Origin of the sequence: Bacillus sp. 95MFCvi2.1, assembly GCF_000374965.1 — a bacterium.
Lineage (GTDB): Bacteria > Bacillota > Bacilli > Bacillales > Bacillaceae_G > Bacillus_A > Bacillus_A pseudomycoides.
Window position 1 is genome coordinate 42,776 of sequence record NZ_KB895701.1, and the last position, 26,363, is coordinate 69,138.

The 26,363-nt window shown below is 33.0% G+C and carries 18 protein-coding genes and 12 pseudogenes; 9 read left to right on the forward strand and 21 right to left on the reverse strand.

Annotated elements, in window-relative coordinates:
• Positions 1–15 precede the first annotated feature (15 nt).
• The 12 genes and pseudogenes from C568_RS0117080 to C568_RS30955 form a co-directional block, all read right to left on the reverse strand.
• Complete coding sequence (locus C568_RS0117080; protein WP_018782237.1) at positions 16–1,869, reverse strand: FtsX-like permease family protein; 1,854 nt, start codon at positions 1,867–1,869, stop codon at positions 16–18.
• Positions 1,870–1,884: 15 nt separating this feature from the next.
• Positions 1,885–2,646: an ABC transporter ATP-binding protein gene (locus C568_RS0117085; protein ID WP_006097328.1), complete on the reverse strand. Its 762-nt coding sequence runs from the start codon at positions 2,644–2,646 to the stop codon at positions 1,885–1,887.
• Positions 2,647–2,688: 42 nt separating this feature from the next.
• Positions 2,689–3,036 carry a YxeA family protein gene (locus C568_RS0117090; protein ID WP_006097329.1) on the reverse strand — a complete coding sequence of 116 codons (348 nt, stop codon included), beginning with the start codon at positions 3,034–3,036 and terminating at the stop codon, positions 2,689–2,691.
• A gap of 301 nt (positions 3,037–3,337) precedes the next feature.
• Positions 3,338–4,843, reverse strand: a complete 1,506-nt coding sequence (locus C568_RS0117095; protein WP_018782238.1) for a sensor histidine kinase — start codon at positions 4,841–4,843, stop codon at positions 3,338–3,340.
• Positions 4,827–5,111, reverse strand: a pseudogene (locus C568_RS30945) (winged helix-turn-helix domain-containing protein); the annotation flags it as partial. The pseudogene C568_RS30945 and the gene C568_RS0117095, both read right to left, overlap by 17 nt.
• A 111-nt stretch (positions 5,112–5,222) precedes the next feature.
• The gene (locus C568_RS0117105) at positions 5,223–5,774 is read right to left on the reverse strand and encodes a hypothetical protein (RefSeq protein ID WP_018782239.1); all 552 of its coding nucleotides are present in this window, start codon (positions 5,772–5,774) and stop codon (positions 5,223–5,225) included.
• Between the two features lie 388 nt (positions 5,775–6,162).
• On the reverse strand, positions 6,163–6,618 hold the full coding sequence (locus tag C568_RS0117110; protein WP_018782240.1) for a DUF6630 family protein: 456 nt from the start codon (positions 6,616–6,618) through the stop codon (positions 6,163–6,165).
• A gap of 16 nt (positions 6,619–6,634) precedes the next feature.
• Positions 6,635–7,609, reverse strand: a complete 975-nt coding sequence (locus C568_RS0117115) for a hypothetical protein (protein WP_029427429.1) — start codon at positions 7,607–7,609, stop codon at positions 6,635–6,637.
• A gap of 82 nt (positions 7,610–7,691) precedes the next feature.
• A pseudogene (locus C568_RS31980) lies at positions 7,692–8,310 on the reverse strand (recombinase family protein).
• A 642-nt stretch (positions 8,311–8,952) separates the two neighbouring features.
• The gene (locus C568_RS0117125; RefSeq protein WP_018782242.1) at positions 8,953–10,167 is read right to left on the reverse strand and encodes a macrolide family glycosyltransferase; all 1,215 of its coding nucleotides are present in this window, start codon (positions 10,165–10,167) and stop codon (positions 8,953–8,955) included.
• Positions 10,168–10,247: 80 nt separating this feature from the next.
• Positions 10,248–11,444, reverse strand: a complete 1,197-nt coding sequence (locus tag C568_RS0117130; RefSeq protein WP_018782243.1) for a macrolide family glycosyltransferase — start codon at positions 11,442–11,444, stop codon at positions 10,248–10,250.
• A gap of 835 nt (positions 11,445–12,279) precedes the next feature.
• Positions 12,280–12,519 (reverse strand): annotated as a pseudogene (locus tag C568_RS30955) (DDE-type integrase/transposase/recombinase); the annotation flags it as partial.
• Positions 12,520–12,574: 55 nt separating this feature from the next.
• On the opposite strand from C568_RS30955, the pseudogene C568_RS36480 reads away from it, so the two are divergent.
• From C568_RS36480 to C568_RS33155, 4 genes and pseudogenes are all read left to right on the forward strand, one after another.
• A pseudogene (locus tag C568_RS36480) lies at positions 12,575–12,658 on the forward strand (IS6 family transposase); the annotation flags it as partial.
• A 489-nt stretch (positions 12,659–13,147) separates the two neighbouring features.
• Entirely contained in the window at positions 13,148–14,800 is a 1,653-nt protein-coding gene (locus C568_RS0117140) for a pyridoxal phosphate-dependent decarboxylase family protein (protein ID WP_018782245.1), read from the forward strand.
• A 123-nt stretch (positions 14,801–14,923) separates the two neighbouring features.
• Entirely contained in the window at positions 14,924–15,568 is a 645-nt protein-coding gene (locus C568_RS0117145) for a hypothetical protein (protein WP_003204295.1), read from the forward strand.
• A 232-nt stretch (positions 15,569–15,800) separates the two neighbouring features.
• Positions 15,801–15,992 (forward strand): annotated as a pseudogene (locus tag C568_RS33155) (IS6 family transposase); the annotation flags it as partial.
• Positions 15,993–16,050: 58 nt separating this feature from the next.
• Here the strand turns inward: C568_RS33155 and C568_RS0117150 are convergent.
• From C568_RS0117150 to C568_RS35565, 5 genes and pseudogenes are all read right to left on the reverse strand, one after another.
• Positions 16,051–16,668 (reverse strand): IS6 family transposase, encoded by a 618-nt coding sequence (locus tag C568_RS0117150; protein ID WP_018782246.1) that lies wholly within the window; start codon positions 16,666–16,668, stop codon positions 16,051–16,053.
• Positions 16,669–17,072: 404 nt separating this feature from the next.
• On the reverse strand, positions 17,073–17,456 hold the full coding sequence (locus C568_RS0117155; protein WP_006097720.1) for a hypothetical protein: 384 nt from the start codon (positions 17,454–17,456) through the stop codon (positions 17,073–17,075).
• A gap of 188 nt (positions 17,457–17,644) precedes the next feature.
• Complete coding sequence (locus tag C568_RS0117160) at positions 17,645–18,217, reverse strand: histidine phosphatase family protein (RefSeq protein WP_018782247.1); 573 nt, start codon at positions 18,215–18,217, stop codon at positions 17,645–17,647.
• A 316-nt stretch (positions 18,218–18,533) separates the two neighbouring features.
• Positions 18,534–18,815: pseudogene (locus tag C568_RS35560) on the reverse strand (1-deoxy-D-xylulose-5-phosphate reductoisomerase); the annotation flags it as partial.
• 178 nt (positions 18,816–18,993) lie between these two features.
• Positions 18,994–19,107: pseudogene (locus C568_RS35565) on the reverse strand (IS6 family transposase); the annotation flags it as partial.
• A 155-nt stretch (positions 19,108–19,262) separates the two neighbouring features.
• On the opposite strand from C568_RS35565, the gene C568_RS0117170 reads away from it, so the two are divergent.
• Positions 19,263–20,321 (forward strand): endonuclease/exonuclease/phosphatase family protein, encoded by a 1,059-nt coding sequence (locus tag C568_RS0117170; protein ID WP_018782248.1) that lies wholly within the window; start codon positions 19,263–19,265, stop codon positions 20,319–20,321.
• 478 nt (positions 20,322–20,799) lie between these two features.
• Here C568_RS0117170 and C568_RS30960 read toward each other — a convergent pair.
• A pseudogene (locus C568_RS30960) lies at positions 20,800–21,300 on the reverse strand (IS6 family transposase); the annotation flags it as partial.
• Positions 21,301–21,476: 176 nt separating this feature from the next.
• On the opposite strand from C568_RS30960, the gene C568_RS0117180 reads away from it, so the two are divergent.
• Positions 21,477–23,429, forward strand: a complete 1,953-nt coding sequence (locus tag C568_RS0117180) for a bifunctional metallophosphatase/5'-nucleotidase (protein ID WP_018782250.1) — start codon at positions 21,477–21,479, stop codon at positions 23,427–23,429.
• 257 nt (positions 23,430–23,686) lie between these two features.
• Here the strand turns inward: C568_RS0117180 and C568_RS35570 are convergent.
• The 3 genes and pseudogenes from C568_RS35570 to C568_RS0117190 form a co-directional block, all read right to left on the reverse strand.
• Positions 23,687–23,832 (reverse strand): annotated as a pseudogene (locus tag C568_RS35570) (IS6 family transposase); the annotation flags it as partial.
• Between the two features lie 30 nt (positions 23,833–23,862).
• The gene (locus tag C568_RS0117185; RefSeq protein WP_016113579.1) at positions 23,863–24,243 is read right to left on the reverse strand and encodes a BA_1872 family lipoprotein; all 381 of its coding nucleotides are present in this window, start codon (positions 24,241–24,243) and stop codon (positions 23,863–23,865) included.
• A gap of 165 nt (positions 24,244–24,408) precedes the next feature.
• Complete coding sequence (locus tag C568_RS0117190) at positions 24,409–24,648, reverse strand: hypothetical protein (protein ID WP_231398863.1); 240 nt, start codon at positions 24,646–24,648, stop codon at positions 24,409–24,411.
• Positions 24,649–25,829: 1,181 nt separating this feature from the next.
• On the opposite strand from C568_RS0117190, the pseudogene C568_RS34330 reads away from it, so the two are divergent.
• The 3 pseudogenes from C568_RS34330 to C568_RS35575 all read left to right on the forward strand — a co-directional run.
• A pseudogene (locus C568_RS34330) lies at positions 25,830–25,931 on the forward strand (IS6 family transposase); the annotation flags it as partial.
• Positions 25,904–25,993, forward strand: a pseudogene (locus C568_RS36485) (IS6 family transposase); the annotation flags it as partial. The pseudogenes C568_RS34330 and C568_RS36485, both read left to right, overlap by 28 nt.
• Positions 25,994–26,122: 129 nt before the next feature.
• Positions 26,123–26,283, forward strand: a pseudogene (locus C568_RS35575) (IS6 family transposase); the annotation flags it as partial.
• Between the last annotated feature and the right edge of the window lie 80 nt (positions 26,284–26,363).

The following is a 26,363-nucleotide window of genomic DNA, read 5'->3' on the forward strand; positions in this document are numbered from 1 at the left end:
AACATCACATTCTTATTACTTTTTTTCAGGAAGAACAATTCCTTTATATAATTGAACTGTAATAAGGTAATAGATCGAATAGATAACTACGAAAATCAAGATTGGTAACCAAATACGGAAATATGGGTCAATTAAGATGAAACCAAAAATCTTCATACCCAATAATACATGAATTATACCTACTATCCCTGGAAATAAAAACACTAAAAATAACTCTTTATAAATGGATTTTGCTAATAATTCATGACGGACTCCAATTTTACGAAGCATTTCATAGCGTACAATATCTTTTGATGCACCAGAAAGAATCTTAAACATTAAGCAGCTTGCCATCATCGCAAGGAAAGCAATACCTAAGAAGAAACCCATAAATACTGTTCCGCTGGCACTGGCGTAAATCCCAGTATATATTTGATATTTACTGAAGATATCTTCAGCTGTGACATTTTTATATTTAACTAGCTGCAACCCGTCAATTTTTTTCCATTTATCTAAATATGTTACAAAATCCTCAGTTTTTCCAATTACAACAATGTTTTCTTTTTCTTGTATGCCATCGTACATTTTTTGATCTACTATTTTTTTTACTTTTTCCATGTAATTTAAATAGGTTGGTTGAAGAGAGCGTAAAGCGTCATCCCACTCTTCTGGGATAATATTTGTATTCTCCATATTCTCCTCACCATATTTTGAAATTGCTCCTACAGGAAGATTTTCAGAAACTCGTTTTACTTTCCCTCTATCCTTTTTTTCTATTCCAGCTTGCACAAGTGGACGGTTTTTCTCTAGATCTTCTTTCAAGTAGTAAACATATTTATCATCTACTTTATAGTGATATTCATTCTTTTCTTTAAATGTAATACCATCTAAAATATTCTTTTCTTCTGCTGTTGGATTATGAATGACTGTATCGTATATTTCAAGTTGATCCGTCGATTGAATTACGTTATTTTTAAAAGCCATCCCACCTGAAATCGCCCCCGCACCAAGTGCTACTAACATTGCTACTGTTGCGAGTACCTTTGTTAAACTATTAATACGAAAGTTTAATTGAGCAAATGTAAAAGCATTAAGACCTTTCTCACTACGCTTTTTATTACTCTTTAATTTTTTAATAATAAGCGGAAGGACAGAAGTAAATAACATATACGTTCCTGCTGTAGTTGTAAGCATCGCAATCATAGGACCCTGTTCTTTTAACTTATTCATATAAATCATCGAAGCATATCCAATTCCTAATAAAATAATGGCTAAAAATGAAACAATCCCAGTCCACTTACCTTTAATCATTGTACGTTCTGCTGAAGCATCTGCATGTACAAGTTGCAGAACGGAGATGCGTGATAATTTCACACTATTCATAATGGCAGATAACACAAATAATACCAAGAAGAACATACAAGTAACTAACATAGATGGTACATAAAACCCTTGGTAACCACTCGCAGTAAAATCCAGTTGCTTCATGAGGAGTTTACCCATCCCTTGTGAAAGCCCTATTCCTACTGTAATTCCAATTACTAAGGATACTGCCCCAATAATAATCGTTTCCAGAAACATAAGTAATGTAACCTTATGTTTTTTTGCACCTAACATCATATACATCCCAAATTCTTTTTGGCGAAGAGACATCAAAAAAGAATTTGCATATAGAACATAGAAGAATGTAATGATTGCTAATAGAGCTGAACCTGTTTGAAAAATAGGCGCAATTGACCGAATAGTAGTTTTTGCTTCAACAAATGCTTTATTTAATGCTAGCGTTTGAAACATGTAAAAAATTGAAATTGACATAACAAGACCAACTAGTAAGACAATATAATCTTTTAGCTTACTTTTTAGTCCTGATATAGAAAGTTTAAATATCATGGTGGGTGTCCTTTCTTATCCTTTTTGTGTACCTAAATCCGCAAGTACATCTAAAATTTCTTTATAGAACACTTCACGCGTACCACTACGATGAATTTCTTTATATAACTCACCATCTTGAATGAACAAAATGCGCTGGCAATAACTTGCACTATATGGATCATGAGTAACCATCATAATCGAAACATCTTGTTTTTCATTTAAATTTTTCATTGCTTCTAAAAGGCTTGTTGCATTTTTTGAATCCAGTGCCCCTGTTGGCTCGTCCCCTAAAATAATTGCTGGTTCATGTACAAGCGCGCGTGCTGCCGCGGAACGTTGTTTTTGTCCACCAGATACCTCAGATGGATATTTTTGAAGTATTTCCGAAATCCCTAACATATTGGCTACTTTCTTTACTTTTGGACCAATCTTACGCGATGGGACTCCTTGAAGTGAAAGTGGAAGTGCAATATTTTCATAAATAGATAGATTCTCTAATAAATTGAAATCTTGAAAGATAAATCCTAATTTTTGAGAGCGAAAATCTGAAAGCTCTCCTTGCTTCATTTTAGTGATATCGATACCAGCAATTTCAACAATGCCGCCAGTTGCTACATCTAATGTTGAAATTACATTTAATAATGTTGTTTTTCCTGAACCAGACGGTCCCATGATTCCAACAAATTCTCCCTCTTGAATCGAGAACGATACATCTCTTAAAGCGTGTGACTGATTTTCACCTTTTTTACCGTACACTTTTTGAACATTTTTTACATTTACAACTGAGTTGTTCATAATATTCTCCTACCTTTGTTTTTAACTCGATAAATTCATTATTTATTTTTTTAGTTTTTCTTTTGCTTTCTCAGGAACTTCTTTTTCCTGCACTTTCTCAAATTCGTAAACATACTTTCCTTTTACATGAACCTTTAAATAAGAATCTGGATAATCATCCTTACCAGAAACCCCTACTTTAATGGTATTTTCATCGCCTGATTCATCAACTCCGTTTAACATGTAAAAATATCTCTTACCATCAGGTTTTGCTTCTCCTTTTGTAAGGACGTACACATCTTTTTCTTTCACTAATGGATTAAATCTATCTATTGTTTCTCCTCCCATATAAGTTAATAATCCACCTCCTACAACAACTAATCCTGACACTGCAATCCATGCTTTTTTCATCTATCTTTTCCGCCTTTCTTTTCCTATTTAATTAGATGTCATCTCATTCATTCTTTGGGATTTTAATGAGAATGAATATGCTTTCTAACACATTTCTAAGTATAGAGAGTGTTTCTTAATAAATACTGAGGGGGTTTCTTAACTTTTTCTTAACAAAAGCTTTAAACTTTAATCATTCAATAATTTTTCAATCTAATAAAAAAGAACTCTTTTGCAAGAGTTCTTTTTTACCCTGTTAACACAAGGCACATTTTCAGTTTGTATCATTTCATTACACCTAGAAACAATTTATATAACATTATTACTTTTCTGCCTCAATGGGAAGTGAAATAATACAGCGCACAATACCGTATTCATATTCTGCCCGAATGTCTCCGCTTTGCAAATCAACAATACTTTTTGCAATGGCAAGTCCAGATCCTTCTGAGACTCTGCTTCTTGATTGATCCTTTTTATAAAAACGTTCAAATAAATTCTTCAATTCTTGTCTTGTAAATTCTTCGCTTTGATTTGCCACAGAAATTTGAATGCTATCTTGCTGCCTTTGAAGAGAAATTTTAATTTCTCCTTCATCTTTACTGTATTTAATCGCATTCATTAATAAATTATCAAACACACGCATGATTTTCTCCGAATCAAGTTCAGCATATATGCGTTCATCAGGAAATTCCTTCACAAATGAAAGACCATGTTCCTCTGCTTGTGGTACTAATTCTTCAATTAATTGATCGAGCATTTCATTGATGCATACTTCTTGTTTTTCTAACACAACCTTTTCGTTTGTTAATTTTGTGTACTCAAATAAATCTTCTATTAAGTTTTTAAGCTGTTCCGATTTTGAAAAAGCAACCTTTATATACTCATCATATTGTTCTCTATTATCATATTTCGCATCGCGTAATAAACGTAAATATCCCATAATAGATGTAAGTGGTGTTCGTAAATCATTCGAGACATTTGTAATCAATTCATTTTTCTGTCTTTCAATTTCTCTTTCTTTTTCAATATTCACCATTATCTCTTCTGCCATTTGATTAATATTTTTTGTTAGTAAAGCCATCTCATCTTGCCCTTTCTCTTCAATTCGATATGCTAAGTTTCCTTTTGCTATCTCATTTACTCCTTGCGCCATCGCTTCAATTTGCTTCATTTTTCTCTTTGTAATATAAAAGAAAGAAAAGATAAACACGATAATTCCAATAAAGGAAGGGAGAATTCCCTCTTCTGTTTCATATGTGATATCTCCTTCTGGAATCCCACTTACAAACATATACAAGTTTTTCCCTTCGATTGTAACTGGATAAAAAGTAATGAATTCTTTACGTGATCCCGTGATTATTTCTGAATCCTTATTGTAAATTGGTCGATTCATCGCAAAGTGCATCACATTGCTAATGGTACTATGCAAATTAATTTCTACTTCCGGCGCCTGTTTTGTTTTATATAAAACCTTTCCTGTTTCATCCGTAACCAATACTTTTAAAGCCTTTTGCTCTTTTTTATCTTCACTCTCAATCATCTCTTGCAAAGCTGCTACCTTATTTTCACTTACTGCTTTTTCCGCCGTTTCCTTCGCTTGACGATTAATTTGTAACATACTAAAACTATAATCAACATAAGCCCTTTGATTCATATCTTCAGCGAATGGCGCCACAGCTCTTGATACGAAGAAACCAAGTAATGCACAAAGAAAGAATGTTGTAATAAGCTGTATTCTAATACTTCCTAGAATACGATTGCCTAATTTTTTTACTAAGCTTACTATTTTATTATTAAGATAATAGAATGGTTTAAAGATCTTTTTCAATTTTATAACCTACTCCCCAAACTGTTTTAATATAACAAGGTTTCCTTGGATTCTCTTCTATCTTTTCACGTATTTTCCGAATATGTACCATCACAGTATTATCAGATTGGAAAGACTGTTCTTTCCACACTCTTTCATAAATTTGTTCAGCGCTCAGTACCATTCCTTGATTTCGAGCTAATAACTCTAGCACCAAGAATTCCCTCGGTGTTAATTTCACTACTTGGTTCGCAACGATAACCTCATATGTCGCTACATTAATCTTTATATGGGGTCTGTGTAGCAATGGAACCAAATCATGTAATAAGTATTAGCGGACATTATTTGTGCATATAAAAAGGAAGACTTTCAAAATGAGAAAGTCTTCCTTAGTCTTTTCCTAATCCCAATTAATATCTCCAGTAGTTATAGCTCCTTTAGCTTTGCAATAACCTTGACCTATACATTCTAGGTTTAGACTATATTTACCTCGACCTAGTTGTTCGTTTCTTTCAAACATATCACCTGGTTGCAATGTCTTTTCATACCTGACTTCATGATTTTTATATAATGTTACCTTTATGGGCACCTTACTTTCTGAATAATTTGACACATGAAAGAAGGGACTGTAGACTTTCGTGGTTAATTCTCGTGTTTGTTGGGATCTTATATCTACTAAGTTTGCCATACTGATTCGTAAATCTTTTTGCTCTTCATATTGTTGTAGTTGGTTCCAAATCGCTTCATGCCCCTCTGGTATATGTGTAGTAAATAAAAACGTATCGATCTCTTCAAAATGGATTGGATTTTTATCAGCTTGTTTATGAACCTTATCTTGGAAAATTGATATAAAGCCCTTATTGATGAGGAAAAGTCCTAGTCCCCCTAATACTAAAAAAATAACTATACCTAAAATGGAAAGTTTAATGGACTTCCGTTTGAATGCATGCATTTTATATATCCTCCTCGTGCCGACGGGTCAAGTCTATAAATATTATAATAATTATCAAATAGTACTATATTTAATATAATCTTATTTGTCAATGTGATTTATTGTAAACAGTAAGATTAGCTCTTGAAGGGGTACGGCAACGATTCAAGGAGTAACCCGCCACATCTGAAATTTTTTCCAATTCTTAAAAACTATCTTTTTTGAGAATATAATTAGACCTTATTGCCGTTCTTGTCCCATTACTACACAGAACCCGATATTTAAAAAGGAGATACTCCCATTTTTTCGGTTTGGGGGCTCTATAAAATTTTAGCTTGATAGCAATGTATGATGACCCCTATAAGGAAACCTTGACAGGAGTCAAGGTTGAAGACGTACAATCTTAGGTCTATCTATAATACTTGATACACCTTTCTTGAAAAGGGATTCTATCATCGAGCAGCACTTCTTCTTGCAGCAATTTTGTTATATTCTCTATTTTTACAATGAATAGTGCGAAGAAGTCGCCCGAATTTGGATATGAAAATAGTCCATAGCCCTTTGGTGACAGTATTTTGTTGGCCTCCTTGATCTTTTCAGGTAAAAATTCATAATGAAATGCTTCTAATTTCTCGAGTTCTTCTTGTGTTGCTAATTCAATTTGGTGGGCAAATTCGTAATCAAGAATAAAATTGACAATTTCTTGGTATTGCTCACCTTTATAGTCAACGTATAAAAACTGTTTCGTCGTCAATCCATATTTTAATAGGTCTTCATGTAAGTCATAACTTCCTTGCTCCTTCAAAAACGTTTCCAAATCCTTGCTATCAGGAAATATAATCTGCGCTATCCCTTGATCAGGCATATTAGCTTCCTCCCTTTTATTGAAATAATTCTCCATGCTTGTTAGGAATATATTCCGGGTAGTTTTTACGATAAAATTGATCGATGATCTGAAGCACGGGATCCCATTCAGGGTATGGCTCACGTTCTCCAAATACCATTTTCGCTTCTGGAGTATTCATCAGAAAATTATCGATTTGAGTAGGTACTGGCAACCCTAGTTGTTTCCTTATGTGGATCAAGAATAAGATTTCAAAAGGATAAAATCCGTATCTGAAATCGCCAAATTCACCTAGCTGTCCGATTTCAGAAGCTAATGCAGAATGATACTGAGACATTATCGAAATTAGATGTTCTATTTCTTCTAAATCACCAGTCGACCAACGTCCCAGCACTTCATCATAAATGTTCAGGTCTTCAGGGATTAAGTCGCATCGCAGTTCAGCTTCCTTAAACTTATTTTTCACGGCTAGATGCAATTTTTCATTCGTTCCCATGATGGTTTTATTTTTATACTGCAAGTACAGCTCTAGCAAAAACCAAATATGTCTATCCTCTTCATTGGCATCTATTAAATGTCCACCGAAGTGATGAGCCATAAAATCATATAATATATTTTCTTCTTTCTCCCATCCATACATTGCAAAATGAACTAATGTGAGGACGACTTCTCTAAACGTATATCCCAAGATCATCCTTGGATACCTGATTGTATAGAGATCCTGTCCCATGCACTGGTAAAATAAGACCTTCTGCATGTTCTTTAATCCTTCTACATTGTTTCCACCGCTGATCAATACATCGTTTTTCCATAGTGACAAGTGATATGAGAAAATTTTGCTTAGATTTATTAATAGTATGTGATCTTTCTCTGTTTCATTTTGCTCAACGATTTTCTCAATCTTTCTTCTACTAACACTATATTTATCTTTAACATCTTCAAATTTGATTCCATCCACAAAATTTTTGCTATATCTTTTAAAAGCCATTTCTAACTTTTTTTGGTTCATCATTGCATCCTCCCTATGAATTAATCTATTTTCTTATTTCAGTCCTTTACCTTTAACTTTAAGATAATGTTAATAAGACAGATTATTATTTTATTTTTTCTTCATATTGTTTAGCAAGTTTATAAAATGAAGAACGTTTGATGCCATACTTTTTCATGGCTCCTACTGCTGTAATTGAACCGGATTTCCATTCCTTGTAAGCATCCGTGAATTCTTCTGTTATTTCGACAGGCGGACGTCCTAAACGTTTACCTTGTTTTCTGGCAAGAGCAATTCCTTCAGCTGGACGTTGTTTAATATCAATGCGCTCTTTTTCTGCAAAGGCTGATAATATTGTAAGAGTTGCTTTTTGAATCGCACTCTGAATGACATCATTTGTACTTTCCCCAGTGTAATTGACATTAATATATGGTTCCTTTATAAATTGTAAATTTATTCTATGTTTTTCATAGTACCTAAATTCTTCTAATGTATCATTCATATTTCTCCCAAGTCTTGTTAAGGAATCAAATACAATGGTATCTCCAGTACGAGCAAGACGCTTTAGCATTTGGTAATTCTCTCGCTCCATATTTTTTCCAGATTCTTTATCAATGAAAAATATCTCGATCTTCTATCCCTAGATCCTTCATATTTTGAATTTGTCGTTCTTCGTTTTGATCTTTACTTGAAACTCGTACATATCCAAATTTTTTATGTTTCATATGCCACACCTCACTGGTAATTACATCAATAATGTCTGTAAAGGTATATAAAATAAACAGATGTCTGTAAAATTAAAAATTAACATTTATAGACGTGGGTTTTTTTTAGTTTTCTATATATCTGTAAAGGTATACCTTTACCAACATATAAAAAGAACAATCCAAAATGGACTCTTCTTTTGTAAATTTAAATGGGGAAGATTTAGATATGTCAGAGCATTCCTCAAATTGTTCTGTAAGTAAATGCCAGAGTGGCACCTCATTCCCTGAATCGTTTCCGTACCCCTAATTCATCTGATACAGAAATTGACATACAAAAACGCCATCCTTTCCTATGATTCTACAGAAAGAATAGCGTATTTTTTCATTTTAGGGGAATTTTGTTTTGTTAGCTGGATAGCGATGTGGCAAACTTTTCTGATAGGCATGATGTGCTACCTCACATCCATCACCTTAAGTATTTAGAATATATTCAAAGTTAAAAGCACGTTACTATCTTCTTATGTTAATGAGTAAGAGTGACGTGCTTTTTATGGACTTGCATCAAAAACACGAATTATCTTTATTCACCGAAGAGTTATATCGATATATGTCTTTCGCAACTCTTATTAATGAGTATAGCTCAAAGTACTTATCGTCAATTCATTTATCAAGGGAACTAGACAAAAATTCTCTTTTAAACTGAAATATTGCATCAACTGCTTTCTTACATCCACCTGCTTCACGTAAACTCTGACCAATTATTTTGCTTCCTTCCCTATAAGTTTTGTTATTAAGTACATTCCTTACCGTTTCTTTCAATAAATCAGATGTAATTTTTGTATAATCCAAAGTCAAACCAGCATTTAAATCCTCGACTCTTTTTGCTACAAAAGGTTGATCATTTGTAATTGGTAAAACAACAAGAGGCGTGTCATAATATAATCCTTCGCTTACACTATTCATACCACCATGTGTAATAAAGACATCTGTATATTTTAAAACCTCTAACTGTGGAACATAAGGACGAATAATGAAATGGGGTGGCATATTAAGAAAACGTCGCATCTCTATTTCCTTACCTACAGAAATTACAACTATTCCATTAAATTCTTTAAATGCATGCAAACATTTCTCATAAAATTCCGGCTGTTTATTTAACTCTGTTCCCATCGAAATGTAAATAACCTCTTTTCTGTCTAACCTATAAAGAGGAAATTCTACTATTTCCTGCCGTGAAGTGATAGAAGGTCCTATAAACTTAAAGGTATGATTAAAACAATGAGCATGAGGTTGAAAATATTTAGAAGTAAAAACTAATGTCATGTCACTTTCATAATGAAAAAGTTGCTCTAATGAATCAACATTCACCCCATAACGATCACTAATTCTATTTACAATCATTTGACATTCCTCAACCAATGGTGAAGTAGGATTAGATTCGATGTTTCCCAGTGGAATTTCCTCCAACATTTCTTTATTCATAGCAAATGTTGTACAGGATGCAATTGTAGGCATAGGTAACATTTCAGCAAGAATTCTGCCTAAAAGAAAATGCTGATCATAGATCATATAATCATACTTTTCACGAGTAATTTCTTCTAAAAGAAAAGGGATGGCATTCTCTGTTACCCTTAAAAATCTATACATCATTTGTAAAGGGTGAAACATATCCTTCATTCTATTTTTTAAATTAATTTCTTTTAAGTAATCTCCATAGTTTCGAAATTCAACATCTATATTCTTTAATTTATGGCGATATTCTTCCTCGCAATAATAAATAACTTCTTCTCCCCTATTCACTAATTCATTAACAAGACCAATTGTAGGATTGATATGACCTTCTGCAGGAAAATTTATAACCAACGCTTTTGACATAAAAAATCTCTCCATTTCTATATATTTTTATTAGAGTAGATTTCTAGTTGTCATTTTAAGTTTCTTGTTACATTATTTGTCTACACACGACAATTGGAAGTGAACTTTACAATTTCCTCAACTGCCTGTTTATAGCCACCAGATTCACGTAAAGACTCTCCAATCTTACGACTATTTTCTTTAAATTCCTTATCATTCATTACCTTTTCTACTGCTTCACGCAGCATTTCAGGAGTTAATGTTCTGCGATCAAGCTGAACTCCGGCTCCCACCTCAGTGACTCGTTTCGCGACTAATGGCTGATCCCCTGTAACTGGAATCACAACTAACGGGACACCATAATATAACGCTTCGCTAGAACTGTTCATACCACCATGTGTAACAAATACATCTGTATGCTGTAATACTTCTAATTGAGGTACATAATTAAACACTTTAAAATTCTCTGGAATATTTTCAATTTGGTCTATATTTATCCTTTTCCCGACCACTAACACGACCATTGCATTCATATTTCTAAATGCTTCAAAACAGTTCTCATATAAATCCGGTTGCTCATTAAAGACTGTCCCCATGGAAACGAAAATAACTTTCTTTTTTAAAATGTCAACTGGAAAGCTTCCTACCTCTTTACGTACTGCAATTGATGGCCCAACGAATTTAAAAGAATCATTAAATACTTGAGAAAACGGTTGATATTCCTTAGATGTATATACTATCGTAATATCTCCAGGGTGATTCATAATATCATACAAGTTATTACACTTAATCCCATACTTCTCTTCCCATCGTTCCATTCCTAATAAACATGATTGATATAATGGAGAATTTTCATCTACTTTTCTCGATTCAGATTCTTCATTAAAAGTGATGTAATTATTAAAAGCAAATGTTGTACAAGAAGAAATTTTAGGTAACTGTAAAACAGTTGCTATAATGCGACCTACTGCGAAATGATTATCATATATAATATAATCATATTGTTCTTCCTTTATTTCCTCTAAAATCTGGTTTACAATACGATCTGTAGCTGCAATCATATTGGACAACATTTCGACAGGACTATTGCCTTCATTAATTCGATTCATAATATTGATTTGTGGGAGAAAATTTTCATATGCTCGAAATTCCACACCAGTTGCTTCAATTTTATTTCTATAGTCCTCTATACAATACGAAACAACTTTTTCTCCTCTGTGTACTAATTCACTTACAACTGCTAATGTCGGGTTGATATGCCCCTCTCCAGGAAAATTTATTACAAGTACATTCGCCATAATACTCGCTCCTTTCAAACTCATTAACAAAGTTAAATTAATATTTGATTGGCCTTTTAATTTAGATTCTATTATAAACAAATACTTTTTAATATTTCATATGATTAGCTCATTTCATTATTGAGAAATATATTCCTGAGCACTTTGACATGCCTGTTTAACAATAAAAATACTTTTCGATAAACAATTCCCATTTTCTACTTATTCATATTCTCCGGTTAGCAAATAACTGCCTTTGCAAAAACTAGATATTCTTCCTAAATCTCTTAAAAAACATTATTTTAATGATTCTTACAAAAAAAGAATAACACTCTTATTTTCTTTTGTTCTTTTAAGGTTGTTGCAACACCCATAAATATTAAAGCAACTATAAAGTCGAAGAAATGTACTGGTAAAGGTGTTTTTTCTTTATGAAAGATTCCCGCACAAAGTACAGGTACCAAGAACGTATCCTTTAGTTAGATGACCACTTTCAACATAGCAAAATTATATTTCCTATAGCCATAGTGATAAATATCTATACTGAACATTAACAAAATTCCGTATGAATATTCTTAATTTACAATCTATTTTTTATAATGTTAACCTATAAGTGCAGTAACAATTTGTCAAAATCAAGTCCCAAAACGAGATTTTGAAACAGTCATCTCAATACGCGAGAACAAAACAAAAGAACACTCATGTTGAGTGTTCTTTTGTTTTGTAATAATTAATATAAATATAACGAAATATTAATTAGATAGAGGCCCAAATATACACGTATATTTAATTTGGTTCTGGTGCAAAGATAAAATAAAAGATAATATGGCTCATATATTTCTAGCGGAATTCTATTTTATGCTGTAAGCCCAAACAATCGATGGATGAATTCTTTCGGGTTTTGGACAGACTGCTCCCGTAAATCAATCTGTTCTTTTTTAATCATATGCATAGCTTTCACTCCTGCAAGAATGGATGTAGCTGCGCCAAAAGACTTGAACCCTAACATAGAACGAACACGTTTCTTAATAAAACGATGATCTTGTTCCACTATATTATTGAGATATCTAACTTGCCTTAGTTGTATGCCTTCAGGGGTTCTGGTGCAAAAAATACTGTCATTGTGTACACTGAAAATATTCATAAATATTAGAAAAGGACACACTTTCCATGGGGAAAAGTCTGTCCAAAAGCAGATACAACTGATTAATATTCTCTTTGGCCTTACCGCATAAGCAGTCATTCCCTTAGGAATGAATCATTCTTTTTACTCTTCATTATCTTTTTGCACCAGAACCATTATTAATAGTTTCATAAAACTGGCCCACAATATTCCCCATCTCTTTATGTCTTCGGAAACTTTGCAACAGAACCTTAAACTACATTATAAGGCGTTTTTCATTATATTCAAATATCTATTACGTTATTTGAATATCTGCTAGGGCACAATTTAAATTTAATAAAGTTTGTAATACTGAAGAATAAATAATTAATTCAGAAAAATTTTTAGCAACTTCCTTATATCGCAATTACTTTTTAATATTAATCAAAAAATTTTTCCTTTACTTTAAATTCCAGAATTCATATAATTTTCTATGGAATTACATTTTTTTCTAAACAGCTCCTGATTCATACACATTCTAAAGGATAAACACAAATCATTTCACTCGTATATTTAACTAGGTAAAATAAAAATCCATATTTTCACAAGGAGAAGTGACCACATGCAAGATATTTTGAATCTATTTCCGAGCGCTGATGGAAATGAAAAAAAACAAAAGCTTTTTTTAGAATCTATGCAGAAAATAGTTGAAAATCTTAGCCGATTAAAAAATGAAGATCGGGCATCTTTAGGTAACTGTGAGGAAAAATCAGACGGATATTACAATAACTTAATTCATCAAAGTCATATACCACTGGCTGGAATTGCTATGTCTGAGGTTATGGAAGAACTAAACCAATTTATGAATGGTCATCCTTATCCCAATAAATACTATTTGTCTAACGCTGTTCCACTACCAAGTATTCCATCACTATTAGGTACAATAACCATGGCGCTTTTAAATGGTAATGGCGTTTGGGATGTATATGGCCCTGGGGCAGCTGAAGCAGAAGTAAAAGTTGTATCCATGCTTTCAAAACTGATCGGTTATAATCCGCATAATAGCGGTGGTTATACAACATGGGGTGGACAAGGATGTGTATTTTCAAGCTTACGTTTAGCGATTGCTAAACAATTTCCATTAGCAAAGGAACACGGTGTTCCACAAAATGTATATTGCTTTGCTTCTGAAAATGCACACTATAGTTTATTAAAGTCAGCTGAAGCAACTGGCATTGGGACAAATCACCTAATTAAAGTGAAAACTGACCCTTATACAAATTCTATGGATATAGAAGATTTAGAGGATAAAATGATAAATGTTATTGAAAACGGAGGTATCCCCCTTTATATTCTAGCTACTATGGGGTCAACAGATACATTTACAATTGATGATATAGAAAAAATTAAAGATAGTGCTGAATCAATACAGAAAAAATATAAATTAAAACCTATTTATATTCATGCAGATTCTGCAATGGGCGGATTCTATGGTTTCTTTAATAATTATAACTTTGAAGAAAATCCACTCTCATTTGAACCTAATGTGAAAGATGCCTTACAACTCGTTCAAGGGAAAATGCAATATATGTCTCTTGCAGATAGTGTATGTTTTGATTTTCATAAATTAGGACAAACACCTTATACTTCAAGTATTTTAATCGTGAAAAATCATACTGACTTACAACTTATGGACATCGAACAAAATGACACACCTTATCTTGGTAATAGATCATATGGCAGTTATCATACAGGCTATACCTTAGAATGTTCACGAGCTGGTAGTTCTATTCCAATGTATATAAATTTATTAGCCTTTGGAATTGAAGGATATCAAAAATTATTAGCAAATTATGTTCGTGTAAATCTATTATTTAGGGAGAAATTGCGCAAGGCTCTTCCTCAAGTAGCAATAACAAATGATTTTACTTATGGACCAATTACAACATTTCGTTTCTATATGAATGGAGATGGCCAGGTAAATTGGGAAAAGGAGCGTACAGGTCTCGCAACACAAGAAGAGATTGAGGATACAAATCGGTTAAATATAGAACTATTTAATTACCTAGGAAAAAATCGTGATCAAATATTCTTTGGCGATACAACTCGTTCTTGTGTAGTAGATGTAATAAACAGTTGTGATAGAAAACCAATTTCTACATTAAAATTCTTTTCTATCTCGCCATATACAAATGTTGAATGTTTAGATGAGATTGTATCATTTCTTCATAAACATGTATCGATTGCTACTAAACAGATTTATTCATATGTTTAATAACCTTATTTGTTAGCGCTTTAATATTTAAACTTAACTACATTAAATAAAATTTCCAATCCCTTTTAATCAATATCTAATTTCAATTTACCACTATCTATATTAAGAAATGAGGAAAAATATATGAATATAGAGCTACTAGATACACACCACGTGAAAGATGCAGCACATTTAATTGCACATTCTTTTGTGAATAACGAACCTCTTGTAAGCAGTTTACAAATTCCTTTTGCTCCTTTTCACAAAATGTGCGAGGAAATGGTAAAACAAGCTGTATCTCAATCTATGTCATTTGTAGCAATAGAAAACTTTCAAATTGTTGGTGTTCTTTTAACAAGAAAAGTAACCCAACCATTAATAGATAAAGATAAAGCGAGTGAACTGTGTCCACAAATGGATCCCATTTTTCTACTCTTAGATACTTTAGAAACGGAATCAATTGAGTTTTCAAATTTAGATAAAGAAAGATTAGTCTATCTAGATATGGGCGCTTGTCATCCAGATTGGATGGGCAGTGGGGTAGTCACTACTCTTATTTCACATGCTATTCAAGAAATAAGTACAAGAGATTTTGATTTTATTGCTGCTTGTACAAATAAAATTTCTCAAAAAATCCTTAAAAAATTGTATAAGACTTTTGAGATTAATGAAATAGTGTATAATAAATTTCCTTATAAGGAATCATTGCCTTTTGCTAACACAACAACTTCCTTAACAGCTCAATTATTATATATACCTCAATCTCAATTTGTCATTAAAGCTATATAATTTTTAGAACTACTATAAATTCGAAAAAAATTATCCTATATGTGCATGAATCCTAAATTATTACTTTTCAAATAGTATACCCATACTTTTATAGCAGCTAAAAAAGGCTCCGAATTGAGGAGTTTTTTTCTTTATAATTGGTCAATATCTTAACTTTTTCGGATTCTGGTGCAAAAATCTCTTAAACTTGGACATACTGATATTACTACTCTAGAAAAGGTGCGTGACCAGTATGGAAAAGAAAAATTTGTTCAAATGGAAGCATTATCAGCCTGAACTCATCTTATTAACAGTAAGGTGGTATCTACGGTACAATTTGAGCTTTCGAAACCTAGTGGAAATGATGGAAGAAAGAGGTTTATCCATTACTCACACAACGATTATGCGCTGGGTTCATCAATATGGATCTCAATTAGAAGAGAAAGGGTTCTGTTGCAAAGTTTCCGAAGACACAAAGAGATGGGGAATATTGTGGGCCAGTTTTATGAAACTATTAATAATTCATGTAATGCGTTATACGTCGAAAAAACGAAGTTTGGTTGAAGACTTTGAAATCCTAAAGAACGGGAGAATCGACGTTTCACATGTCGGTGATCTTGCTCAATGATATTATTGAGATACTTGATTGTATGATGAAAGGTATTTTTGTAAAGACCTATCTCCTTTAATTTTTTGAATGCGAAAGCTAAAGAAGGGGCCTTATCTGTCGTCAGAACAGTTGGTTCTCCAAAAGTTCGAACAAGTCTTTTCATAAAAGCATATGCTGCTTGTGTGTCCCGCTTTTGACGAAGTTGAATAACAAGTGTTTGTCCCTTTTTATCAATTGCTCGATATAAATAACACCATTTCCCTTTCACCTTGACATAGGTTTTATCCAAACGCCAAGATAACAATATGTTTTTGTTTTTCTTCTTCCAAATGTGATAGATAAGCTTTCCATATTCATGAACCCAGCGCATGATAGTTGTTGGATGAATAGAAATACCACGTTCTTTGAGAATTTCAGACACATCGCGATAACTTAAAGAAAAACGACAATAGTAGCCAACAGCTATTAAAATAAGATCCTTCTTGAACTGGTTCCCTTTAAAATATCCCATCTGTGATTCTCCTCGTTTTCTTTTTCGAAAGTGTAGCTTAGTTTAGAAAACTTTGCAACAGAACCCTAATTTTCATATAGGATACCGTCATATTGATAAAAAGACGGTATCCTTTCCCATGATTTCTCAGAAAGAATAACGTCTTTTTCATTTTAGGGGGTATTTTGTCTTGTTAGGTTGATAGTACTCCCATAACGAAATTTTCTGCTAAATTGTAACAAAAAAGCTCAGTTTTTTATTTTGGGATAATTCTGAATTCTTAAGTTAATGGGCATGGGACTGAACCCCTAATACTTTATTTTAATAATGACTCTTTTCATGAAATAAAACTCAGTTATCAGTCTAAACCATTTTTTAGATTTAACAATAACAAGTGTGCATTTTTACCGTTCAGATAGTCTCTTTTATTCTAATTTCTTCATTTCTTTCAGCCGTTCTATATCCTTTTCTGAAGCCTTTTCTATTTTATACAGTTCATAGCTACCCTTTATCTCATTTATCACTACAAATTCAATTTCATTCCGAACATAGCTTTTAGTTTTTCCCTTTTTATAACCAATAACATTATCTAATATAGTTTCCCCACTATCTTTTTTATATAAGTTATAGCTAACAGGTGGACGACCAATTACATACTTATTATCAGAAAATCCGACTATATCATCCCTCCCTAATCCTGTCGAAACACTCCAGACAAAAATAATCTGAAATATAGAATAAACAACAATACCGCTTAAGAAAAAAAATAGGATTGATTTAAAAAATAACTTTAAAGGTATCCTGCCCAAAAACTATTCCCTCCCATTTCATCTCGGGATAGTAAGAACAAACCGTGAATTTTGTACGCTAAGGAACCGAATTTTTTAGATTGTTGAACTTAATCCCCCGTTAGTACCATAAGAAAAAGAGTTACCGCAGTAACCCCATTGTTTATAATACACGTCATTGGGAGACTCTATGGATGAATATAGTCAATCTATGAAATTTCCCATAATCTTTTAACCTCCACCAATTCCTGTCCATTGAATTCCATTCTGTATATATCTGGTTTTGATGTATGTAGTAAAAAATTCAAATCATACTTACTGTCATAATACCCCATCATCAAAGTCATAACAGCTCCATGAGTGCCTAATACTACTTTCTGCCCTCGATAGGTGTTTAATAATTCTTTTAAGACTTTTATAGCACGTTTCTGACAGTCGACATTAGACTCTCCTCCCGTTAAAGCAAAGTCGGGTTCTAAGAATGACTTTGTTATCAAAGGAAATAATTCTTTATCCGACATTCGTTCCTCTTCAGCAATAAAAATTCTCTCTTTTAAGTCTTCAAATACTAAAACTTCTTGTCCTATTTGCTTCGCTAATTGCTGAACAGTTAGAATTGAACGATTGTATGGACTTGAGATAACAACGTCAATTCCCTCACCTTGTAATACATCTGTTATCCGTTGAGCTTCTAATTTTCCTTTTTCCGTTAATCCTCTCGCTCTTTCTTTTCCAGATTTCGGTGAATCTCCGTGTCTCACCATATATATGAAAGTTTTCATAATTACCTCCAATTTTTTAGGTTTCTGTATTCCATATATAGCTTATATTAATTAAAAAGAACTTTCCCAGTGACCATAACTAATACTCACTATAAATCCTTCTGTATGCGATATCTTAGATACATTTCTTTACAATTCCGTGAACGTAAATGTATTAAAACAAAAGAACACGTAAAATGGAGAGCTAAAAAAGACGCGTTCTGTTCTAGCTCTTTTTTCATTTTCTAATTAATAATTCGTTTGCATATTCACGAGCCCAATGATCGGCGTCTAATACTGTTTCCAAATCTGGCTTTACAATGCTATGATGAGCTTCAAGAGTAGAATCAGGGTGAGTTGCAACTTCAATTAATCCATCTGTTCCATATGTGACTTTTGTATCTGTAGGAATTCGCTTCCGAAGAGCATCTGCTAATTCTTTTGTACTTACGCTTACAATTCGAGGGTAAAATGTATATATTCATTTTTCAAGAAGGTCAATATTGTGATTTGCTGTTAAACCAATAATTTTAAAATGTTCCGGATGAGAAGTAACTACATCTAATGCAGACGTACCAATTGAGCCAGTTGAACCAAGAATTGAAATATATTTTACCATGATAATTCCTCCAAAGTTGTAGAATCCCTTTTTGCAAACCTAGATATAATTAGACAAAAAAGATAAAATTCCTTCTTTTATAAAAAAGAAACAACAGGAATTAAGCGAATATAAAGTAATTGGTTCTGTTGCAAAGTTATCCAAAACATAGAGAATCTAGGGTTGCATTGTTAAATGGTTATGCAACCATTAATAATTCCTGTAATTCGTTATACACCGAAAAGGCGGAGCCTATTTGAAGAGTTCGCCTTTGTTTGTATAGGGCATGAATGGTTTCAATGCCTTTTATTGTGACGTCATCTTTTTCCAAAGTGTACTTGAATTTCGAAAACTTTGCTACAGAATCACTTTTATTGTATATTTTAGAGTTACTTTATGTTTACGTCTAGAACATGTTAAAATAACCACGTATGCAAACTATATAAAGAGAATAAGGGAGTCATGAGCTTGAAGAAGGTATTGAAAGGTTTATTATGGGGTACAGGCTCAATATTTGGTGCTTTCGCGGCGTTTATTACGTATGTGGTAATTACGGATGTGAAGCATAAGGATGTTGAGAAGTTGAAGGTGGCAAATAATAACGAGCGCATTCTTAAGGTTGGGGAAGAGTTTAAGGCGACAACGTTTAATATTGGCTACGGCGGTTTAGATAAGGATCAAGATTTCTTCTTAGATGGAGGGACGGGTTCGCGCTCTAGTAGTAAAGAGCAAACAGAAAAGAATATCAGCAATATGCTGTCTTTCTTACAAAAGGAAGATTCTGATTTTATTTTAGTGCAAGAGATGGATGAGAAGTCACTTCGTTCATTTGATGTGAATCAGTATAAGGCGTTTCAAGATGGGCTGAAAGATCATGCGTCTACGTTTGGTTATAACTTTAATGCGCAGTGGGTGCCGGTGCCAATTAAGAAGCCGCACGGATATACGAACAGTGGACTTGGTTCGTTCTCAAAATATAAAGTAGAAGAAGTGACGAGATATCAGCTTCCTGGAAGAGAAATGTGGCTTCGTCAATTATTCGAATTAGATCGAGCGATTGTTGAGCATAAGGTTCCAGTTGATAACGGGAAATATTTACGAATGGTGAATGTTCATTTATCTGCATATGATAAGGGCGGAAACATTCGAAAGCAACAAGTTGAGTTTTTGAAAGAGTATATGAATAAGCATTATAAAAATGGCGATTATCTCGTGCTTGGCGGAGACTGGAATCAGCTATTATCTGATGTGCAGTTAAAAGATCCAAAGTTTAAAGAAGAATGGCCAGAGTGGTTAGTACAGCTGCCAGAAGATTTCACTGATGGTGGATTCCAGTGGGCTGTTGATGATACTGTTTGGACAGTTCGTGATAATGTAAAGAGCTATGTCGAAGATGAGAACTTTGTTACGATTATCGATGGATTTTTAGTGTCTCCAAATGTGGAGATTGTGAGCGTACAAGGGCATGATTTGAAGTTTGAAAACAGTGATCATAACCCGGTTAACGCAGTGTTGAAGTTAAAATAGTAGGGGAAGACAACGGAATGGTTCAAGAGAGAATGTGTGCAAGAAGAGTGTAACCATATGTTGTCTGAAGTCTTATCCAATGTAAATAATCTCGGCTCTTTCATTCATTCCATTAATGGATGAATGAAAGAAATTGCAACGCATCAGTTTTCTCTTTCCTGACTTTTATAAAACTCATCAATTACTTATTTGTAGATGGATATACTTCGAATTAATGTTCTGAATATTCAGCTCGAAAAATATCAATTTACTTTATCTAACAATTATGTAAAACTATAACCAAGCTGAATTCTTCTTTAAAACTTTCCCCTAATAAAGATTTAAAGACAATTCTGTTTTTATTCGAACTTAAGAAAGAAGCCAATTCCTATACAAATTGGCTTCTTTCTTATGAATTCACGCTACAACGTGAATTCATACTCTTTTTCATCTATAATCTTACCACATCATCAACATTTTTACAATATTTTTTCTGAAAATTCAAATAAAATGGTTCATTTTGATGAAAGGTATTTTTGTAAAAGTCTATCCTCTGTAATTTTTTAAATGCGTAAATTAAAGAAGGAGCCTTATCTGTAGTCAGAACCGTTGGTTCTCCATAAGTTCGAACCAGTCTTTTCATAAAAGCATATGCCGCTTGTGTCTCTCTCTTTTTACGCAGTTGAATATCAAGCGTTTGCCCCTCTTTGTCAATGGCACGATATAAATAACACCATTGTCCTTTTACTTTAATATAGGTTTCATCGACTCTCCATGAGTCATTTATTGATTTAAGGTGATATCGTACTTTCTCTTCTAATTGAGGCCCATATTGATGAACCCAGCGCATAATCGTTGTGTGAGCAATTGATAAGCCTCTTTCCTCCATCATTTCCACCAGGTTACGAAAGCTCAAATTGTACCGTAGGTACCACCTTACTGTTAATAAGATGAGTTCCGGCTGATAATGCTTCCATTTGAACAAATTTTCCTTTTCCATACTGATCACACACCTTTTCTAGAGTAGTAATATCAGTATATCCAAGTTTAAAAGATTTTTTTGCACCAGAACCTCCAAAATTATCTTTTGTAGTTGAAGTTTTCCAAATAATAAGTTACATTTTTAAAGTTCAAGCAACTTTATGACAATACAAAAAGGGGAGAAATATTGTTATTATGCCAAAAATGAAATGGAAGAACTATGTATGTTATTTTGTTATTCTTATACTTCTTGGAACAGCAGTAACAGTCAAACCAGCTATCTCTAAAGCTGAGGAATCTGATGTTAATATTACATTATTGGGTACTGCAGATATTCATGGTAGATTTATGCCTTGGGATTATGCGCTTGATGGTGCAAATATGAGTGGAAGTTTAACGCAGCTTTATACGGTTATAAAGAAGGTACGTCAAGAAAATCCAAATACCATATTATTAGATGCCGGGGATACAATTCAAGGAAACTCAGTAGAATTATTCAATGATAAGCCACAATCTCCAATGATGGTAGCGATGAACGCAATGGGATATGATGCTTGGGCATTTGGAAATCATGAATTCAACTTTGGATTAGATACATTGAAAAAAGTTAGTGAGCAATATAAGGGAAAGACGTTAGCAGGAAATATTTATAAGGAGAATGGAGAGCGTTTTCTTCCTGCATATACGATTGTTGAAAAAGGTGGAATTAAAGTTGGGATTATTGGCATGAATACACCAATGATTAGTGATTTTGAAAAAGGGACAGATCATTTGGCTGGTTTAGTAGTGAAAAATCCAGTAGAAGAGACAAAAAAGGTAATTAAAGAATTAGAAGGTAAAGTAGATGTAATGGTAGGGCTTATGCATATGGGACTAGAAAACGAGAATGGAATCCCTGGTACTGGGGTTCAAGATATTGCGAATGCTTGTCCGGAAATAAGCGCTATTTTTGCAGCTCATATGCATAAACTTGTTAAAAAAGAAGTTGTAAATGGTGTTATTATTACAGAACCAGATAAATATGGAACGCATATCTCACGTATTGACCTTACTTTTACAAAGCAAGATGGGAGGCTGGTTTTAAAAGATAAAACAGCTACCGCTTTACCTGTAAAAAATGCTGATGGAACAACGGTATTATCTGATCCTACACTTGAAGCAACACTAACACCTTTTCACGAGTATGCGAGAGGAGATGCAAATGTTGTAGTCGCTCAATTAAAGGGTAGAAGTCTTGTTCCTGAAAATGAAATAAAGGGTATTCCAAGTGTGCAAATTCAAGAGACATCTTTATCAGATTTTTTTCATGAAGTCATGCTCTATTACAGCAAAGCAGATGTAGTAGCCCATCAAATTGATAACGATTATGCCCGTTTGGATGTAGGTCCTATTAAGAAGAAAGATATTGCATATAATTACCAATATGCTTTGGGAGAAATTACAGTATATAAGATAACTGGGAAAGATTTAAAAGACTACATGGAATGGGCGGCAGGGTATTTTAACTCATCTCGTGCCGGAGATGTAACAGTTAGCTTTGATAAAACCCGCCGTGCGTCTAAATACAGTACGAACGATTTCTTTGGAGGCGTAAAATACGAAATTGACTTAACAAAACCATATGGAAGTAGAATTACAAATTTAAGATCTATTCGTACAAATAAACCAATCAAAATGAGCGATGTTATGACGCTGGGAATGAATGCATATAGAATGGAGGCTCTTCAGGCAAAAGGGGGAGCTTTAGAGGGACGTAAGTTTGAACAAATTTGGTCATCTAAACAAGAGAATGCATTCGGAGAAACAGGTGGAACCATTCGTAACCTTGCTATTACATATTTAAAAGAGGTAAAGAATGGTGTATACACGCCAAAAGTTATGCATAATTGGAAAATTACCGGTGTAGATACACATTCTTCAGAGCATAAGGCTGTAGTGGATCTTGTAAATAAAGGAATTTTAGAAATTCCAAAAACAGAAGATGGAAAATATACAAATATAGCATCTATAAATACTAAAGATTCAATTACAAAAGAAGAGATTGTAGCACTCTCTCAAAAAGTTAATATGAATCCGAATCAGTTTAATCATGTAAAAACAAAAGGTGAATTTTACAAAAAACTTAATAGGATTATTAAAAAAATATAAGAAAAATCTGGTTCTGGTGCAAAAAATCTCTTAAACTTGGATATACTTGTAGCTTTAAAATAAAGTTTGATTAAATTATTACTAATAACCTTGATATAAAGACAAGTCTAAAGAGCATGTTTTGAAAAAAGATTGATCAAAACATGCTCTTATTTAATATACTCGATTCATTTCTTTATAAAAAAGTTTGATAATTTTATTGGGTCTGTTGCAAAGTTTTTTTACACATAGAGACATGGGAAGATTGTGGTCAAATTTTATGAAACCGATAATAAATTCTGTAATTCGTTATACGTCAAAAAGACGGAGTCTGATTGACGTATATGGCATGAAGCGTTTCTATCCCTTTTATCGTACGTGAGGCATGACGAAGACTTTGAAATCCTAAGGAACGAGCGAAACGGCAAGCGGGTACACTCCGCTTGCCGTTTTTTCATAGCTTCGTATGTATTTGAATTCCTTTCGCTTTCTCTTCTTCACCCTTCACGCGTACAATTAAATCATATGATCCGGATTTTGGCGCTTCAAAAGAAAGCAAACCTTCTTTTTGAGAAGTGACTTCTTCTTCATAAATGACCTTATCGTCTTTTGTGACTTGCAATAAAATCGTACCTTCTTCAACGGCTGCCTCATAAGGAATTTCCACATTTCCTTTTTCAGCTTTAATCGTTTGCACATCGTGATACCCTTGCAGGGAGCCAATTTTTAAAGTCGTTTCGCCATTTTTTTGAACCTTTGTGACTTTTGTTGCTGTATTGCATGCGCTTAACAATACAACAAGAGTGAGAATGAGAAATGAACGTAGCAATTTCATAGAGATTCCCCTTTCTTTTTTATCATTATAAAATTTTACCATTGCGGTAACTATTTTATCATTTTTTGATAAGCCAACATACTCATCAAAATTAAAAATTGTTATTTACTGATAACCTGTATGACATCCGCATCCTGTCAGCCTAATAAACTCCCGTAAGTTTACTTAATCTACATTTCTTTTTGTAAATTTTAATACAGATTCTCTTGAACGTTCGATTTCATTTTTATTTTCATTATAGAACTTTGACACATACCTTAATATCATCATTTGTTTTTGAAATGACTGATACATTTTTTCAATAATCCGTAATGCTATCGCAATTGCCATAACCGCATTCTTTTTCTGATAATAATACCAATCATTAGCTAACATCATTTGAGCCTTTATCACCTTATCGCTCATTACTTCACTCTTTAAATACTTCCGCTCAATAATTTCCCTTTGCTCAATATGGGGTACCACCCCACATCCATCAACTTAAGAAAACAAATCCACCCCAAAACGAAAAAAGTGAACTTAATTGTCATGAATAAATGTGGCGTGAAAAATGTTGTTATGGGTGTATTTCGAAATCTTAGAGAGAATAAAAAAAGATATTGTCATATTCTTAAATCTGTAATATAATGAATTTATATAATTCTTAATATTCAGAAATTTAAAGAGGAGGAATTATTATGGCAATCGCAATTGCAGTTTTATCATTTTTAGGTGGAGTAATTCCGTTAGTAACAACTCTATTAAAAGCATTCATGTAATCTTTACTTCTTTACAATGAATTATTATCTTACAAATGATCTGTTTATCAAAGCTAAATTGATGCACAGATCATTTGTGTGAGTCTAAATAGTAAAAAGGCTTATTTTCCTCACAAGGACTAAGTCTTTTTTATGCTTTCTTGTGAAAAATATACAAATTTACTTCTTCTCAAAATACACAGCTAGAATCATAGCACTCTCAATATGTTCATGAATTATATGTAATAATAACATGAGTTTCATTTTATTATAGTTAATTAACCCCAAATATAAATATAGGTCATTAAGTAGGAATGCCTCATTCTTCTCTATTTACCTATATCTATATTTTTACTAATTTATTATGATATCGACATTGATTTAAAGTGTTTTACACGAAATAAACAAGTGGGATTTTTTGGTTGATACAAGAGTAATAAACGATTTTGTTTTCGTAATTCACAAAATTTTCAAAATTAAATTCTTTAAATGTTAATATTTGTTATATAATAAACCTATCAAGAAACATCCCTATGTTTTTCTAATATGCCTGTTAAGATAGTTTGTGTTACCCTTTTTGTCACCTTACCTTAAAAAGAACTTGTAGTGATTCCTACAAGTTCTTTTTGTTTTTTAACTTATAAAACCTACAATAGATCTTTAAAAATCTAAAAATTTTATTTGAAGTCAAAGTTTATATAAACTTAGTTTGATGAGCATAGGAAGGCACTCTAAAATAAACATTTTTTGTAATTTCAATCATTTTGGGTTCTGGTGCGAAAACTTCAAGATAATTGCAAGTAATCTCTAAATCTTGGGCATACTGATACTATTACTCTAAAAAGGTGCGTGATCAGTATGGAAAAGCGAAATTTATTCAAGTGGAAGCATTATCATCATAATATTATTTTGCAAACAGTAAGATGGTACCTACGGGGCAACTTGTTTTACTGGACAAGTCTGTCCAAAATCAAGTGAAGTTCATCCATCAACTATTTGGAATTGCTGCTTAAGACTAGATTCCACTAGGAAACTTTTCGCCTCTTTATATCTTTCCTAAGTATTTGCACCAGAACCTCCAGAATCGTTTCCATACCCCATATATACATAATTACTTTTCGATCTACAGCAAGAACCCTATGATTAAACCTATGTTAGGATTTAAATCTTTTTACACAGCTAAATCCACGATTTCTGGTATTGAAGCGATACATATGATAAAAAACAGAAACTTATTTTACGGGACCAGTCTGTTCAAAATCAGAATATCTTTATCAATCAATTATTTGGATTAGCTGGATAAAGGATGATTCCGTTAGGAATTTACCCTCCCTTTCATTTTCCGTTATATATTTGCACCAAAACCCTTTGATATCATATTCC